We start from the raw sequence: 15757 nt of genomic DNA, 5'->3' as shown, positions 1-15757 counted from the left end.
GGACAGGATCACTATCCGCAGGCCGGATTCTTTCCGGTGGGTTAATCATCAGCATTTTCCGCCCGGTTGAGCGGTGTGCTGGCTTTCGCGCTTGTCACTCAGCGCTATGCTCTGCCGGTTGCAGAACGGGTACCCCCGCCCGTTGCTGGCCCCTCGTTCATCTCCGGGTGCGCATGCTCGCGCCCGCCGGCTGGAGGTTACGTTGACCGACGATGTCCTGGTCGTGCACGGCGGTACGCCGTTGCAGGGTCAGATCCGGGTCCGTGGCGCCAAGAATCTCGTCTCCAAGGCCATGGTGGCCGCCGTACTCGGCGAGTCGCCCAGCGTCCTCTACGACGTACCCCGCATCCGCGACGTCGAGGTGGTGCGCGGCCTGCTGGAGCTGCACGGTGTCAAGGTCTCCGACGGCGCGAGTGACGGCGAGATCGTCATGGACCCCACCAATGTGGAGAGCGCCAGCACCGAAGAGATCAACGTCCACGCGGGTTCGAGCCGGATCCCGATCCTGTTCTGCGGCCCGCTGCTGCACCGCCTCGGTCGCGCGTTCATCCCCGACCTCGGCGGCTGCTACATCGGCCCCCGCCCGATCGACTTCCACATCCAGGCGCTGCGCGAGTTCGGCGCGGTCGTCGACAAGGCGCCCGAGGGCATGCACCTCAGCGCGCCCAACGGACTGCACGGCGCCAAACTCGAACTGCCGTACCCGAGCGTCGGGGCGACCGAGCAGGTGCTGCTCACCGCCGTACGCGCCGAGGGCGTCACCGAACTGCGCAACGCGGCCATCGAGCCGGAGATCATCGACCTGATCTGCGTCCTGCAGAAGATGGGCGCGATCATCACCGTGCACACCGACCGGGTCATCGAGATCCAGGGCGTGCCGCGCCTCCACGGCTACCAGCACAAGCCGATCCCCGACCGGATCGAGGCGGCCTCCTGGGCGGCGGCGGCGCTGGCCACCAAGGGCGAGATCGAGGTGCTCGGCGCCCAGCAGGCCGACATGATGACGTTCCTCAACGTCTTCCGCTCGATCGGCGGCGAGTTCCAGGTCACCGACGACCGGGTCGCCCGGCCGGGCGTGGTCGGCGCCGAGGGCGGCATCAAATTCTGGCACCCGGGCGGCGACCTGCAGCCGGTCGCCCTCGAGACCGACGTGCACCCCGGCTTCATGACCGACTGGCAGCAGCCGCTGGTGGTCGCCCTGACCCAGGCCCGCGGCCTCTCGATCATGCACGAGACGGTGTACGAGCAGCGGCTCGGCTACACCGACGCCCTCAACCAGATGGGCGCCACGATCCAGGTCTACCGCGACTGCCTGGGCGGCACCCCGTGCCGGTTCGGCCGCCGCAACTTCAAGCACTCGGCGGTCATCGCCGGGCCGTCCAAGCTGCACGCGACCGACCTGATCATCCCCGACCTGCGGGCCGGCTTCGCCCACCTGATCGCCGCGCTGGCGGCCGAGGGCACCTCCCGGGTGTACGGCGTCGACCTGATCAACCGCGGCTACGAGGACTTCGAGGGCAAGCTGTCCGCCCTGGGCGCGCACGCCGAACGGCTCTGAATAGCCTCTGAATTGTCACGATGAGCGGCGCGGTGTGAATCACACCGCGCCGTTTGGCTACTCTCCTACCGTGTCCTCGCTCTTTCGCCGCAAGTCCTCCGACGTCACCACCCCCGACCCGGTCGAGGAGGAGGTGTCTTCACCCGTGAGCCGGTCCAAGAGCTACACGCCCAGCAAGAAGGAACTCGGCCAGGTCACGCCCAAGCGGGCGAGCACGGCCCGCCGGCCCGGAGGCGGGGCCCCACTGAGCGGCCGCGAGCTGCGCGAGGACCGGCGCCGCGAGCGCACCGAGGCCATGCAGGGCATGCGCCAGGGCGACGAGCGCTACCTGATGGCCCGCGACCGCGGCCCCGAGCGCCGGCTGGTCCGCGACATCGTCGACTCCCGCCGCAACATCGGCTCCTACTTCATCGTCGGCGCCCTGATCGTCCTGATCGGCTCCATCACCAAGATCAGCATCGTGGTCCTGGTCAGCAACATCCTCTGGTTCGCGCTCGCCCTCCTCATGGTCCTCGACAGCGTGCTGATCGCCCGGCGGGTCAAGAGGCTGATGCGGGAACGCTTCCCCAAGACCGAACAGCGCATCGGCAGCCTCCAGCTGTACGGCATCATGCGGGCGCTGCAGTTCCGACGCTTCCGCACCCCCAACCCCCAGGTCAAGACCGGCGACAAGGTCTGACACCCGGCGCCGGCGGGCGCCGTTGGTGGCTGCAGCGGGCTTGCGGCGCGGTGTGTGGCTGCGGCGGCCTCGCGCTGACGCGGTTTGTGGCTGCGGCGGCCTCGCGCTGACGCGGTTTGCAGCGGGCTCGCGCTGACGCGGTTTGTGGCTGCGGCGGGCTCGCGGCCGGCCAGCCCCGGGGGCGCATCGTCGCCCTGATGCCGACTCGCCCCCGGCCTGCCGGTCAGGGAACTCCGGCCAGGCGCAGTAGGGCGGCGACCGCCGCCGCGGCCACGACGACGACCACGAACGGGGCGCGGCGCCAGGCCAGCAGGGCGCCGACGGCCACCCCCGCCGGACGGGCGATGCCGGCGAAGTGGCTGCTCTCCATCAGCGCCGCGGTGCCGGCGAGAGCGGCCAGCAGGGCCGCGGCGGCGATCGGGAGCAGACGCTGGAGCGAGTCGGAGAGCTCCAGGCGATCCCGCAGCAGCACTCCCGACAGCCGCATCGCATAGGTGCCGACCCCGAGGGCCACAATCGCCGCGATCAGCATGGCTCCGCCGTCCTCTCCACTACCTCGGCCCGCTCGGCGGTCCCGGCCGCGCCAGCGGTCCCGGCCGGTCCAGCCCGCCCAGTCACCCCCACGTCACTCCGACCGGCAGGCTCGGCCGGCGCGGCACTCCGACCGGCAGGCTCGGCCGGCGCGGCACTCCGACCGGCGGCCTCGGGCCGCCAGTCAATCCGGCCGACCGGCTCGGCCTGCTCGCTCACCTCGGTCCGCTGTGCCCCAGAGGCCCGGCCGACCCGCTCGCTGATCTCGATCCGCGCCACCAAACCGGCCCGGCCCGCCTGCTTGCTCACCTCAGTCCGCACCGCCCCATCGCCCCGGCCCACCTGCTCGCTCACCTCAGTTCGCACCGCCTCACCGCCCGGGCCCGCCTGCTCGCTCACCTCGGGCCGCACCGCCCCACCGCCCCGGCCCACCTGCTCGCTGATCTCGATCCGCGCCGCCTCGGCGGCCAACCCCGTCTTCGCGGGCCTGACCAGCGTCAACAGACCCACCAAGGCGCACAACACCGGCAGGCCGGCGGGCAGAACCGGGGTCAGCAGCACGGCCACGGCGGCCCCCGACAGGGCGGCCACCCGGGTCCGCCGGTCCCGCAGCGACGGCATGATCAGGGCGATCAGGCCGGCCGGGAAGGCGGCGTCCAGGCCCAGCGTGTCGGTGTTGCCGACGGCGCCGCCGAGCAGCACGCCGAGGGCGCTGCCCAGGTTCCACGACGTGAACAGGGTGACGCCGATCAGCCAGTAGACGCGCCGGCGCCGGGCCGGGTCGGGTTCGGCCAGGGTGAACGCGACGACCTCGTCGGTCATCAGGTGGCTGCCGACCAGGCGGGTGGACAGCCGGGAGCCGATCGTGTCGCCGATCGCCAGGCCGAACGGCAGGTGCCGGGCGTTCAGCAGCAGGCCGGCGAAGACCGCGGCCAGCGGGTTGCCGGCCGCGATGAGCCCGACCGCCAGGAACTGGGCGCCGCCCGCGAAGACGACGGTCGACAGGAGGAACGGGGCCCAGGTCGGTAGGCCGTACGAAATGGCGATGGCGCCGAACGAGGCGCCCACCGCGATCATCGCCGCGGCGATGGCCGCGGCATCCCGAAGGAGCGTTCGCTCTATCGTCCGCATGGTTTGAAATAATGAACGCGACCCGAAGCGTTCGTCAAACCGAACAACCCGACCGATGGAGCGAACATGCAGCAACCCGCGCCCCCGCTCGCCGACATCGCCGCCGCGATACGGCGCGAGCGCGAACGCGCCGGCATCTCGATCACCGAGCTGGCCCGGCGGGCCGGGCTGGCCAAGTCGACGCTGTCGCAGTTGGAGAGCGGCACCGGCAACCCGAGCATCGAGACGCTGTGGTCGCTCGGGGTGGCGCTCGGGGTGCCGTTCAGCCGCCTGGTCGAGCCGCCGCCCACCCGGGTGCAGGTCATCCGGGCCGGCGAGGGCCCGCGACTGCAGGCCGAAGAGGCCGCCGTGCTGGTCAAGCTGTTGAGCGCGGGCTCCGCCCGCACGCGCCGCGACCTGTACGTGATGGAGCTCGAACCCGGGCAGCCCCGCGAGGCGGCCGCGCACATCCCGGGCAGCATCGAGCACATGGTGATCGGTGCCGGCCGCGTGAAGGCGGGCCCGGTCGGCGACGAGGTCGAGCTCGGACCGGGCGACTACGTCACTTTCCCGGGCGACGTGGCCCACCACTACGAGGCCCTCGAAGCGTCCTGGCTCATCCTGATCATGGAACATATCTAGGAAGCGCCATTGCAGCCAGGCGTCAGCCGGCGGTATAGAGGCGGGCCACCACGTCCTCGATGTCCGGCTCGACCACCGACAGGTCGCGCACCGAGGCCGCCGCGACCAGCCCGGCCACCGCGGCCCCGGCCGACGCCGAGTCCAGGGCGAACGTGACCCGATGCCCCTCGGCCTCGACCGCCGTGAGCGAGGCCCCGGGCAGCGCGAACCCCTCCGGGAGCGGCGCGTCCAGGTCGACGACCAGGCTGCGCCGCGAGCCGTAGCGGGCGTGCAGCGCATCGATCGTGCCGTCGTGGACGACCCGGCCGTGGTCGATCACGACCAGGCACAGGCGTTCGATGTCGGCCAGGTCGTGGGTGGTCAGCACCAGCGTGACGTCGCCCGTGCACCCGAGCTCGGCCAGGAACGACCGGACCGCCTGCTTGCTGACCACGTCGAGCCCGATCGTCGGCTCGTCGAGGAACAGCACCCGCGGCCCGTGCAGCAACGCCGCCGTCAGCTCGCCGCGCATCCGCTGGCCGAGCGACAGCTGCCGGACCGGGGTGTCCAGGAAGTCGTCCAGGTCGAGCAGCTCCCGGCAGCGGCGGAGGCGGGCCGCGTGGGCCGAAGGCGGCACCCGGTAGATGTGCCGGAGCAGCTGGAACGACTCGTGCAGGGGCAGGTCCCACCAGAGCTGGGAGCGCTGCCCGAAGACCACGCCGATCTGCAGCGCGAGCTTGGTGCGCTGCGGCACCGGGGTCAGGCCGAACACCGACACCTCACCCGCGGTCGGCATGAGCACGCCGGTCAGCATCTTGAGCGTGGTCGACTTGCCGGCACCGTTCGGGCCGATGTAGCCGACCATCTCGCCGGGTTCGATGGTCAGGCTCACCCCGTCCACGGCCGCGACCGTGCGTTTCTCCCGGCGGAAACGGCCGCTCTTGACCCGTACGGAAAAGGTTTTCTCCAATTCGCGCATGCGAATCATGACCCCGTGCTCCGATAGTGACGAACGCCGGAACGCCACACCAGGGTGGCGATCAGCGTGGCGGGCAGGCAGACGAGTGGCGACGCGTAGCCGGCCCAGGCCGGCAGTCCGAGCTGGTCCCGGCGGTCGAGAAGGACCAGCGCCGGCTGATAGGCGACGAAGCCGAAACCCAGGGCGTACGCGAACAGGTCGCGGAACCAGCCCTGATAGACCGAGGTCGGGTACGAGGTGAAGTCGCGCCCGCCGTACGTGAAGCCGTTGCCGATCTCGCCCGAGTCGACCCACCAGAAGGCGAGGCTGGCACTCAGCACGAAGATCGACGCGAAGAAGACCGCGCCGCCGACCGGGGCCGTGATCGCCAGTGCCACCTTGCCCGGGGTCCAGCGCACGTGGTTGAGGTGCAGGGCGACCGTGTAGAGCGTCACGCCGAAGGCCACCCGCAGCAGCTTGCGGATCGGCAGATCCATGAAGATCAGCTGGGGCAGGACCCCGAGCGGGCGCAGCAGGATCGTGTCGAGGGTGCCGGAGCGCACCAGCTTCTTCAGGTCGTCGATGTTGCCGACGACCGCGTCGCAGAGCACGAACCCCGACATGGCCAGCCCGGTCATCAGCACGGCCTCGGTGAGCGTGAACCCGCCGACGTACGTGGCCGCCCGGAACAGCACGAACACGGTGAGCACGTCGAGGACCGTGCTGGCCAGGTTGCTGAGCACCTCGAACGCGAACGAGGCGCGGTAGGACGCCACCGACCGCACCTTGCCGGCGATCATCGCGGCGTAGGCCCGCAGTTCACCCACCCTGCACCACCAGCTTGCGCTCGGCCCTCCGCTGCACTGTCCGCGCCAGGAACAGCAGAACGACCGCCCAGATGGCCTGTAGAGCGACAAGTCCGACTTGTCGCCCGGCTGGGTCGCGCTCGACCAGCACATCGATCGGCGTCTGCAGCAGGCCCGGGAGCGGCGTGCCGATCCAGAGCGTGACCGTCGCCCACTCCGGCAGCAGGCGCAACGGAAAGTAGAGCCCGCAGAGCACGGCCGAGCCGAGCGTCCACAGCATCAGCGGGCCCCGGGCGTCCTGCAGCCAGTAGGCGGTGGCGTTGACCAGGAACCGGCAGGCGAAACAGCCGACCAAGGCCAGGACGGTGGAGATCAGGAACAGCGGAACGGTCGGCCAGCGATGAGGGATCGAAACCGGGAAGACCAGCGCCCCGACGACCACCGGCGGCACCAACCGGGTGAGCGTCGCGTGCGCGCCGCGACCCAGGTCAGCGGCCAGATAAGCGGTCACCGGCGGCACCGGACGTAACAGGTCGGACGCGACGTCGCCGGTCCGGATACGGTCGGACAGCTCGGTCCAACCCCAAATTCCGGTCACACTCAGTAATCCCTGGCCCACCTAGACGAACGCGGCGAGCTGCTGCCGGTCGTAGCCGCCCGGATGCCCGCCGCTCGCTCCCGCAGCCACCGCGAGCAGCACGTAGCAGCGAAGGAAGCCGAAGACTATGTTGGTGAACGTTCCGGCTATGGTGGCTTGCCGATAGGTCGCGTAACGCCGGAAACCCGACCACCCCAGTGCACCGAAAGTAGCGACGGAGGCCCGGATCGGACGGCCCGGAGAGATCGTCAGCACGCTGGCGCCAATCCGGTCCACGCCGTTAATCTCCTCTCGAATCCCCGCAGTGGAGCCGGGCGACTCTACCCGGGTCTCCGGACGGCCACCGCGCATTTCTGAAGAAGTGGAATTGCCGTGACGGAGCGTTGCCAGCCACCGGGCCTCACCTTGGGTGCCCGATGAACGGCTGGAGCTCTTCGCCGGGCGACGACCGGTGGGGCGACGAGCCCGCCTGGGTCTACGAGATCACCTGGGAGTGGGAACCGCTCCCGGGCCAGCGCTACCCGGGCGACCCGGGCCGGCGCAAGGCCGTACACACCCCGGTCTACGAGGCCTCCCGCGGCGACGACCGCGGAGTCGGCCGCGCATCGGTGGGCGCGGCTTCCGGCCCGCCCGCGCCTTCGACGCGGCCCACCCCCGAGACGTACGCCGGCAAGCCGTCCCCCGACGCGTACGCCCCCCGGGCGGCGGCCGTCCCACCCCAGCGCGACGAGCCGTCCTGGAACCGCCCGGTCGCCATGCCCAACCACCTCGCGGACGACCACCCCCGCCCGCCCACCCGCGACGGCCGCCAAGGCCCCGGCCCTGAGGGTCGCCAAGGTCCCGGCCCCGCTGGTCGGGCGCCTGCCCCCGATCAGCGCCGGGCGCAGGCGCCCTACGGCCGCGAGGGCAGCCCGGCCGAGAGTCGCCGAGAACCGCGTCGGCCGGAGGAACAGGTCCGCGAAGGCCGGAGCCCCTATCGCGAGGGTCAGCCGAACTCCCGCGAGACCGGCGGTCGCGACGGCCAGCCGGGCCGCGAGCGCTCGGAGCGGGAGGGACCGTTCCGGGACGGACCGGGCCGAGACGGCGCTTTCCGCGACAGTCCGGCCCGCGACGCGCGCGGGCGGGACGCCGCTCCCCACGGCGGCGCTGGTCAGGGTGGTCCCGGTCAGGGTGGTCCCGGTCAGGGTGGTCCCGGCCAGGGCGGTCCCAGCCAGGGTGGTCCCGGCCAGGGTGGTCCCAGCCAGGGTCGGCAATTCCGCGACGGGCCCGGCCGCGACGGTCAGCCGCGCGACGCAACCGCGCGCTCTGAGCGAGACGGCCAGTTCCACGGCGGCCCCGGACGAGACGCGCGCGGCCGCGACGCCGCATTCCATGACGGGTCGGCTCAGGGCGGCCAGTTCCGCGAGGGTCCCGGCCGCGACGCGGCCCCAGGCGGCCCCGGCCAGCCACGCGATCCGCAGGGACGCCAACATCCAGATCGAGGCGGCCAATTCCGCGAGGGAGGCCCGCGCCCAGACGACCGGTTCCGGGAGGGCCGCCCGCATGGCCCCTTCCCGCCGCAGCCGCGCTCAGGCCCGGCAGTGCCCGTCAACCCGGGCAATCCGCAGGCCGCGCCGGTCTCGGGCCTCAACCCAGCGGCGACCGGCCCGAGTCACCACCAGGCCCCGGCCGGCCCGAGTCACCACCAGGCCCCGGCCGGCCCGGGCCACCACCAGGCCCCGGCCGGTCCGGGCCCTCACCAGGCGTCCGCGCCGATTTCGCCGAGCGGCCGTCCGCAGAGCGCCGGCGGCCGGGCCTCCGTATCACCAGCCTCCGGTCCCGCCGGACGTTCCGCCTCGTCGCCGACCTCCGGAACCGCGGCCGCCTCCGCACCGGCCAATCGCGCGTCTTCAGCACCCGCGTCGGGCCCGGCCGGACACGCCGCCCCGCCTCCCGGCCCGATCGGACACCCAACCTCCCCCTCCGGACCGGCCGAACGCTCCGCCACGCCGTCTGGGCCGGCCGGCCGTTCGGTGCCGCCGACCGTCTCCGGTCCCGCGGTTGGCTCGACCTCGGCGCCCGTTTCGGCGCCGGGCGACCCGCACAACCCCGAGGCCACCCAACGGGTCAGCTCCGGCCCGACCGGCCGGGCCACCATCCCGACCGCGCCGAGCCAGCGTGGACCGGTATCCCCACCTTCCGGACCACCGGCACACAGCGACGAGTTCCCTGCCACGCCCACCTCGGGTCCCAGCGGCCGCCCGTCCGCTCATGGCGCGGGCCCGGTGGCGCCACCGGCCGCCGCGTACGGCAATGCCCGTCCGGCACCCGCCGGCGCGTTCCCGGCCTATCCGGACGGCCGTCCCGCCGCCGGCCCACGCCCGGCGGACGGCCCCTTCAACCTCAGGCCGGCCCCCGAGGTAGGCACTCCCGCACCGGCCCGCCAGGCGCCGCAACCGACGCGCGTCACGCCCAGCGGCCCGGCGTCGCCGCCGGCCCCGATCTACCCGAGCGTGCCCGGCCAGGCCGGCCCCGGCGGTCGCCCGCCTGCTCCCCCGCAGCCGGGCAGCCCGGTCGCGCCCGCGGCCCGAGCGGCAAGCCCACTCCAGCCGCCGACGACCGGCACCCCACGCGACCCCGGCGCCTTCGGCGGCCGTCCCGCCACCCCGGCGGCCACGCCCCGCGACCCCTACGCGTACGGCCCCCGGCCCAGCACCCCGGGTCCGGCACCCGCCGGCCCGAACAGCCCACGCCCGGTCTCAGCACCGAACGACCCCAACGCGTTCGGCCCGCGAATCGGCGGTCCGGGATCCGATTCCCGAGGCCCGCAGCCGGTCTCGGGCCCGAACGCCTACGAGCCCCAGCCCAGCGCCCCAGACGCCCGCGGCCCTCGGCCGATGTCGGCACCAACCGGTCCGGCCGACGACCCGTACGCCCGCACCGACCGCCAAGGGCCGCGCCCCGTTTCAGCGCCCGCCGGCCCCGACCCCTACGCGCCGGGGCCCAGCAGCCAGGGCCCGCGCCCCACATCGGCACCGGCCGGCCCGGGAGCCGATCCGAACGCCTACGCATCCCGGCCCGACGGAGCGGATCCCCGCGGCCCGCGGCCGGTTTCCGCGCCGGGCGACCCCAACGCGTACGGGCTGCGGCCCGGCACCCCCGCTCCGGGGCCGGTGTCGGCACCGGCGGATCCCAACCCGTACGCACCGCGGTCGGTCTCTGGATCTGCCGCCGAGCCGAATCCTCACGTCCGGCCGCCGGACGCCGAGGCCACGCAGACGCGGCTCGGGGAAACGGCGCCCGGCGGGTACGGTGCGGCAGCGGTTCCTGAGCAATGGTCGCCGGCGCAGCCGAGCAGCGGGTTGCCGCACGTCGGCCGGGCCGAAGAGAGTGCGCGGTACCAGCCGGAGCCGTTCGGGAGCGGCCGGGAGCCGGCCGACGAGTTCCGGGCCGAGCGCGGGACGGCGGAGCCGTTCGACGTGGCGCCGGTGTCGCCGGCCGGGACAGATCCGGTTGAGCCGGTGACGGCACCGCCGTACTCGGCCGGGATCGAACCGGTCACCGCACCTCCGGCGGAGCCGGCAACGAGCTGGGCCGATTCGGTCTGGGAGCGAAGCGCGGCGCCCGAGCCGGAACCGGAGCCGGAGCCGGAGCCGGTGGTCGAAGAGCAGCGGCACGGGCTGGGTTGGCTGCTCTCCCAGAGTGGGCTCGGGCAGGCCTCGCCGGAGCCCGAGTACGCGACACCGCCGGCGGCGCGGTCCGGCTTCGAGCTGTCGGAGGACGCGCGCCCGGTCAGCGCCGAGCCCGTCGACACGCGGCCGGTCAGCAGCGCGCCAGCCGACACACGGCCGGTCAGCAGCGCTCCAGAAGACAGGCAGGCATTCAGCGCCGCGCCAGCCAGCGCCGTGCCAATTAGCGCGCAGCCCGTCAGCGCGCAGCCGAGCACCGCCGCCCCGAGCAGCCCGCTGACAACCGACAGCGAGACGAGCAACATCGGGCCGGTCAGCGCACAGCCGGTCAGCTCGCCGCCAAGCAGTCCATGGCCAGTCACCGGCGGGCCGAGCAGCGGCGGCACACAGCCGGTCAGCGGGCAGCCGACCAGCCCGCTGACAGCCGACAGCGAGCCGACCAGCTTCGCGCCGGTCAGCCCACAGTCCGATAGCTCGCGCCCAGACAGCGATACATGGCCGGTCAGCGGCGAGCCGGGCACCGGGCGCCCGGTCAGTGGCGCGCCGAGTAACGCACAACCGACCAGTGCGCAGCCGGGCGGCGGGCAGGGCAGCACATGGCCAGTCAGTGGTGTGCCGACCAGTGCGGCGCCGGTGAGTTCTGCGCCGGCCGCGGAGGACTGGTTTACGCCCAGCGGCGCGCATCCGATCATCGTGCCGAGGGTCCGTGACGAGCCGGATTCGTTTGCGGACGCGGCCGCGCCGGCTGAGGCTGAGACGATCGCACCTCGGTTTGTCGAGGCCGAGATCGTTGAGGCGGAGGTCGTCGACGAACCGGAGACGGTCGAGGCTGAGATCGTCGACGAGCCGGTCTCCGGGATGTCCGACGGCGGAGGACGGTTCGAGGCGGAAGCGGTCGGCCGGCCGAGCGAGGTCGAGATCGTCGACGCCGTCATCGTCGAGGCCGAGCCGGTCTCCTCGGCTCCGGTGTCGGCCGAGCCCGCTTCGGCCGAGCCCGCTTCGGCCGAGCCGGTTTCGGCTCAGCCAAGTTGGGCTGAGCCGGTCCGGGCCGAGCCGGTTTCGGCACAGCCTGCGGCCACCGAGCCGACCCCACTCCAGCCGATCTCAGCCCAACCAGTCTCAGCCCAACCAGTCTCAGCCCAACCAGTCTCAGCCCAACCAGTCTCAGCCCAACCGGTGTCCGCCCAGCCGGTGTCCGCCCAACCGGTATCAGCCCAACCGATGTCGGCCCAGCCGGCATCGGCTCAACCCGCGCCGGCCGAGTCGACGGCGGCTTCCGAGTCGCCCGCAGGCCCCGCACCGATCTCGGCTCAGCCCGCCTCCGCGCCTTCGACGGCTACCGAAGCAAGGCCGGTGTCCGCGCAGCCCGAGCCCGAATCGACCTGGACCGAGTCCGCGCCGTCACCGGACGACGCCGAGGCGAAGTCGGTCGCGCCGGTCTCCGCGTCGCCCGCGGCCACCGAACCCGCGTCGGAAGATGACGAGGACGAGTCGGTCTCCGCGCCGTCGACAGCCGCCCCAGCCGACGAACCTGCCACCCAAGCAGACGAAACTCAGCTGACAGCCTCCCAGGCCGACGACCAGCCGGCCGACGAGCAGCCGACGTCCACCGGACCGACCTCGAGCCAACCCGTCTCCGCGCCCCCCACCGCGACCGGGACCGATAGCCAGCCGGTCTCCGGACCTCCCGCCACCATCGAGCCAGACCCGGTCCCGGTAGAGCCCGCCCTCGCCCAACCCGACCCGGTCGAGCCGGCGGCACCCGAGCCCGACCCAGCCGCGCCAACTGCCAACGAGGCCGGGCCCGAGCAGACGGAAACCACGCCGACGGTGCGCGGGCCGATTCGGCAGCGGCGGGCTGAGGCGCCCACCGGGGATCGGCGGCGGCAGGATCTGGAGCAGGTGCTCGCCGCGTACCCCCTGGTTTTCTATCCGGAGACGCTGCGTGAGCAGATCGAGGAGAGCGACCCCATGTGGGTCGTCGTCGACCGGCTCACCGACAAGCTGGAGTATGCCGAGCGCGACGCCGTCCGGGCCCGTCTGCTGAGCCTGCGGGCGGTGGCCGGTCGGCTGCTCGACGACTTCGGCCCGGCCGAGAGTGACGGGCGGCAGGCGCTCGAGCATGCCCAGCGGGCCGGGGATCTGCGGCTGATCGCGACCACGCGGGCCCGGCTGGCGCAGATTTTGCAGTGGAAGGGCGAGTTCGCCGAGGCGGACCGACTTTATGCCGAGGCCTCGAGCCCGGAGGTTCCGGCGCGGCTGCGGGCCGAGGTGCACGAGCTGGCGGGGCGGTCGGCGTTCGAGCAGGGACGCTATATGGAGGCCGTGAACCACTTCGAGACCGCGCTCGACCTGCGTAAGGGTGCCGATCCGGAGATGGTGGAGCGGATCGAGCTGGCGCTCGATGAGATTACGCGGCACACGTCCGGTGGGTGGGGGCCTTACCCGCGCACCCGGGAAGAGATCATGGGAGAGGCGGCGGCCCCACGGCCGCTGCGGGATGAGCGTTCCGGTCTTTTCGGGTACGCCGGTGCGGTGTCCCCACGGTTTGCCCAGGCCCAGCCGTTTTCCGACGGGGTCGCGTGGGTGCGGCGTCCCGAGGCGCCGGCCTGGGAGCTGATCGACGAGTCGGGCCGGGTGCTGATCGACGCCTCGGCGGGCTATCTGGCCGCCGAGCGGTTCGCCGAGGGGCTGGCCTGGGTGTCGCGTGATCAGCGGGGCGGCTGGATCGCCATCGACCGGCACAACCGGGTGGTCGTGCCGGCCGGGTTCGACGACGCGAAGCCGTTCCGGCGCGGGCTGGCGCTGGTGCAGCGGGGCGGCTGGGGTGCGATCGACCGGGAGGGCCGGGTCGTGGTGCAGCCGCGCTACCGCGGGTTCGCGACGGCGCTGGTGCACGGCGGGCTGATCGACGGGTTCACCGAGGAGGGGCTGGCCGTCGTGGACGCCGGCGACCGCTACGGGGTCGTCGACCGCAGCGGGCAGCTCCGGGTGGCGCCGGTGCACGCCGCCCTACGCATCCACCCGAACGCGTTCCTGATCGCCGACAAGTTCGGTCTGTGGGGTGCGCTCGACCGGGACGGCGAGCCGATGGTCGAGTTGAAGTTCAAGGACCGGTCCGACGTTCTGGACGAGATCGACCGCCTCTCCCCTGAGCCGCGGCCCGTCCTGTAGAACAAACCTCATGGAGTTCCGTCATCTGGGCCGTTCGGGCCTGCTCATCAGCGAGATCGCCTACGGCAACTGGATCACCCACGGTTTGCAGGTCGAGGAGGAGGCCGCCGCCGCGTGCGTGCGGGCCGCCCTCGACGAGGGGATCACCACCTTCGACACCGCCGACGCCTACGCGACCGGTGCGGCCGAGGCGGTGCTGGGCCGGGCGCTGCACGGCGAGCGCCGCGCCGGTCTGGAGATCTTCACCAAGGTCTACTGGCCGACCGGGCCGGGTCCGAACGACCGCAGCCTGTCCCGTAAACACATCATGGAGTCGATCAACGCGTCGCTGTCGCGGCTGCAGACCGACTACGTCGACCTCTACCAGGCCCACCGCTACGACTACTCGACGCCGCTCGAGGAGACCATGCAGGCGTTCGCCGACGTGGTCCGGCAGGGCAAGGCGCTCTACATCGGCGTGTCGGAGTGGACCGCGACGCAGATCCGGGCCGGCTGGGAGATGGCGCAGGATCTGAAGATCCCGTTCGTCTCCAACCAGCCGCAATATTCGGCGCTGTGGCGGGTCATCGAGGCCGAGGTGGTGCCGACCTCGATCGAGCTGGGCGTCGGCCAGGTGGTGTTCTCGCCGATCGCGCAGGGCATCCTGACCGGAAAATACCGGCCCGGCGCGCAACTGCCGGAGGGGTCGCGGGCGACCAGCGACGCCGGGTCCCGGTTCATCAAGCGCTTCCTCACCGACGACGTGCTGACCGCGGTGGCGAAGCTGCAGCCGCTGGCCGAGCAGGCCGGGCTGTCGATGGCGCAGTTGGCGGTGGCCTGGGTGCTGCAGAACGACAACGTCTCGGCGGCGATCATCGGGGCGACCCGGCCCGAGCAGGTGCGTGACAACGTGAAGGCCTCGGGCGTACGCCTGGAGGCCGACCTGATGAAGGCGATCGACGACGCTCTCGACCCGGTGGCCGAGCGCGATCCGTCGAAGACGGAGAGCCCGGCCCGCCGGCCGTAGTACGGGGTGGTGCTGGTCCAGCCGGCCGAAGCGCTAGCTGGACCAGAACCGCATCAGCTGCAGGCCGTCGTAGATGAGGTTGCCGTCGAGGCCGAGCCGATCGGTGAAGAAGAACACGAAGTTGAAGAACAGCTCGTTGGCCCGCGACTGCCAGAGCAGCGCGAAGAGCAGAATCATGCCGTACGGCGCGAACAGGTTCCACGCCCGCTGATATTCGCGGCTGAGCCACGGATAGACGATGCCGCCGCCGTCGACGCCCGGGATCGGCAGCAGGTTGAGGATCGCGGCCGTGACCTGGAAGAAGGCCAGCAGCGCGAGCCCCGCCCAGAACCCGTAGTGCGGGTCGGTCACGTTGGCCAGGCTGAAGTCGTGAATCAGGAACGGCACCGAGGCGATCAGCGCCAGCACGATGTTGGCCAGCGGCCCGGTCGCGCTGATCAGCGAGTCCTTGACCCGGCTGTTGATGTGCCGGTGGTCGATCCAGACGGCGCCGCCGGGCAGGCCGATGCCCCCGAGGACGATGAAGACCACCGGGATGACGATCGAGAACAGGACGTTCGTGTATTTCAGCGGGTTGAGCTGCAGGTAGCCCTTGTCGGCGACGCTGCGGTCGCCGGAGAAGTAGGCGACGACGGCGTGACCGTATTCGTGCAGGCACAGCGACAGCAGCCAGCCCGAGACCACGAACAGGAACACGTCGACGCCGACCTTGCCGACCTGGTTCCACGCCATGAACCCGCTGCCGGCGAACACGACGAGGATGCCCAGGAAGATCGGGCTCGGCACGAAGTCGCGGTTCGAGCGCCGGGTGTAGACCGGTTCGTAAGTCACGTCACTCCGCCGGTAGGAGACTCATCTGATAGTCGACCCGATCATCCTCGACCAGCGCCACCTGGGCGACCCCGGCCTCGGCCAGCGCCCGCCACTCCTGGCCGATCCACGACTCGGCATCGGCCTGGCTGCTGAAGGTCTCCGCGGGGCCGGTGACCGGCTGTCCGTCGACGTTCTCGTAGCGCCAGCTCCACGGCATATCCGTGTCCCCTCCAGG

The 15757-nt window shown here is 72.3% G+C and carries 14 protein-coding genes; 5 read left to right on the top strand and 9 right to left on the bottom strand.

Features of this window, described 5'->3' with window-relative positions:
• Positions 1-202 precede the first annotated feature (202 nt).
• Positions 203-1558 carry a UDP-N-acetylglucosamine 1-carboxyvinyltransferase gene (gene murA / locus AB0M88_RS30050; RefSeq protein ID WP_364108130.1) on the top strand — a complete coding sequence of 452 codons (1356 nt, stop codon included), beginning with the start codon at positions 203-205 and terminating at the stop codon, positions 1556-1558.
• Between the two features lie 70 nt (positions 1559-1628).
• Positions 1629-2237, top strand: a complete 609-nt coding sequence (locus tag AB0M88_RS30045) for a DUF3043 domain-containing protein (protein ID WP_364108128.1) — start codon at positions 1629-1631, stop codon at positions 2235-2237.
• A 223-nt stretch (positions 2238-2460) separates the two neighbouring features.
• Here AB0M88_RS30045 and AB0M88_RS30040 read toward each other — a convergent pair whose 3' ends face one another.
• Both AB0M88_RS30040 and AB0M88_RS30035 read right to left on the bottom strand, forming a co-directional pair.
• The gene (locus AB0M88_RS30040) at positions 2461-2769 is read right to left on the bottom strand and encodes an AzlD domain-containing protein (RefSeq protein ID WP_364108125.1); all 309 of its coding nucleotides are present in this window, start codon (positions 2767-2769) and stop codon (positions 2461-2463) included.
• Positions 2763-3899: an AzlC family ABC transporter permease gene (locus AB0M88_RS30035; RefSeq protein ID WP_364108123.1), complete on the bottom strand. Its 1137-nt coding sequence runs from the start codon at positions 3897-3899 to the stop codon at positions 2763-2765. Before AB0M88_RS30035 ends, AB0M88_RS30040 begins: the two co-directional genes overlap by 7 nt.
• A 66-nt stretch (positions 3900-3965) precedes the next feature.
• Between AB0M88_RS30035 and AB0M88_RS30030 the strand changes: the two genes are divergently transcribed.
• Positions 3966-4520, top strand: coding sequence for an XRE family transcriptional regulator (locus tag AB0M88_RS30030; protein ID WP_364108121.1), 555 nt, complete (start codon positions 3966-3968; stop codon positions 4518-4520).
• A gap of 22 nt (positions 4521-4542) precedes the next feature.
• On the opposite strand, the gene AB0M88_RS30025 is transcribed toward AB0M88_RS30030, so the two are convergent.
• The 5 genes from AB0M88_RS30025 to AB0M88_RS30005 form a co-directional block, all read right to left on the bottom strand.
• On the bottom strand, positions 4543-5487 hold the full coding sequence (locus AB0M88_RS30025) for an ATP-binding cassette domain-containing protein (protein ID WP_364108119.1): 945 nt from the start codon (positions 5485-5487) through the stop codon (positions 4543-4545).
• Complete coding sequence (locus AB0M88_RS30020) at positions 5484-6284, bottom strand: ABC-2 family transporter protein (RefSeq protein ID WP_364108117.1); 801 nt, start codon at positions 6282-6284, stop codon at positions 5484-5486. Before AB0M88_RS30020 ends, AB0M88_RS30025 begins: the two co-directional genes overlap by 4 nt.
• Positions 6277-6861 carry an ABC-2 family transporter protein gene (locus tag AB0M88_RS30015; protein ID WP_364108115.1) on the bottom strand — a complete coding sequence of 195 codons (585 nt, stop codon included), beginning with the start codon at positions 6859-6861 and terminating at the stop codon, positions 6277-6279. The genes AB0M88_RS30020 and AB0M88_RS30015 overlap by 8 nt, the downstream gene beginning before the upstream one ends.
• Positions 6862-6882: 21 nt before the next feature.
• Positions 6883-7137: a hypothetical protein gene (locus AB0M88_RS30010; protein ID WP_364108113.1), complete on the bottom strand. Its 255-nt coding sequence runs from the start codon at positions 7135-7137 to the stop codon at positions 6883-6885.
• 286 nt (positions 7138-7423) lie between these two features.
• Positions 7424-7618: a hypothetical protein gene (locus AB0M88_RS30005; protein WP_364108111.1), complete on the bottom strand. Its 195-nt coding sequence runs from the start codon at positions 7616-7618 to the stop codon at positions 7424-7426.
• Positions 7619-10202: 2584 nt separating this feature from the next.
• Here AB0M88_RS30005 and AB0M88_RS30000 point away from each other — a divergent pair.
• The gene (locus AB0M88_RS30000; RefSeq protein ID WP_364108109.1) at positions 10203-13703 is read left to right on the top strand and encodes a WG repeat-containing protein; all 3501 of its coding nucleotides are present in this window, start codon (positions 10203-10205) and stop codon (positions 13701-13703) included.
• A 10-nt stretch (positions 13704-13713) separates the two neighbouring features.
• Entirely contained in the window at positions 13714-14709 is a 996-nt protein-coding gene (locus tag AB0M88_RS29995) for an aldo/keto reductase family protein (RefSeq protein ID WP_364108107.1), read from the top strand.
• Between the two features lie 33 nt (positions 14710-14742).
• Here AB0M88_RS29995 and AB0M88_RS29990 read toward each other — a convergent pair whose 3' ends face one another.
• The gene (locus AB0M88_RS29990; RefSeq protein ID WP_364108106.1) at positions 14743-15540 is read right to left on the bottom strand and encodes a site-2 protease family protein; all 798 of its coding nucleotides are present in this window, start codon (positions 15538-15540) and stop codon (positions 14743-14745) included.
• Between the two features lies 1 nt (position 15541).
• Positions 15542-15739: a hypothetical protein gene (locus AB0M88_RS29985; protein WP_364108104.1), complete on the bottom strand. Its 198-nt coding sequence runs from the start codon at positions 15737-15739 to the stop codon at positions 15542-15544.
• Positions 15740-15757 lie beyond the last annotated feature (18 nt).

Source organism: Actinoplanes sp. NPDC051411, assembly GCF_040682075.1.
Classification (GTDB): Bacteria; Actinomycetota; Actinomycetes; order Mycobacteriales; family Micromonosporaceae; genus Actinoplanes.
Note: the sequence above shows the minus strand (reverse complement) of the source record. Positions and strands in the feature narration are given on the sequence as shown.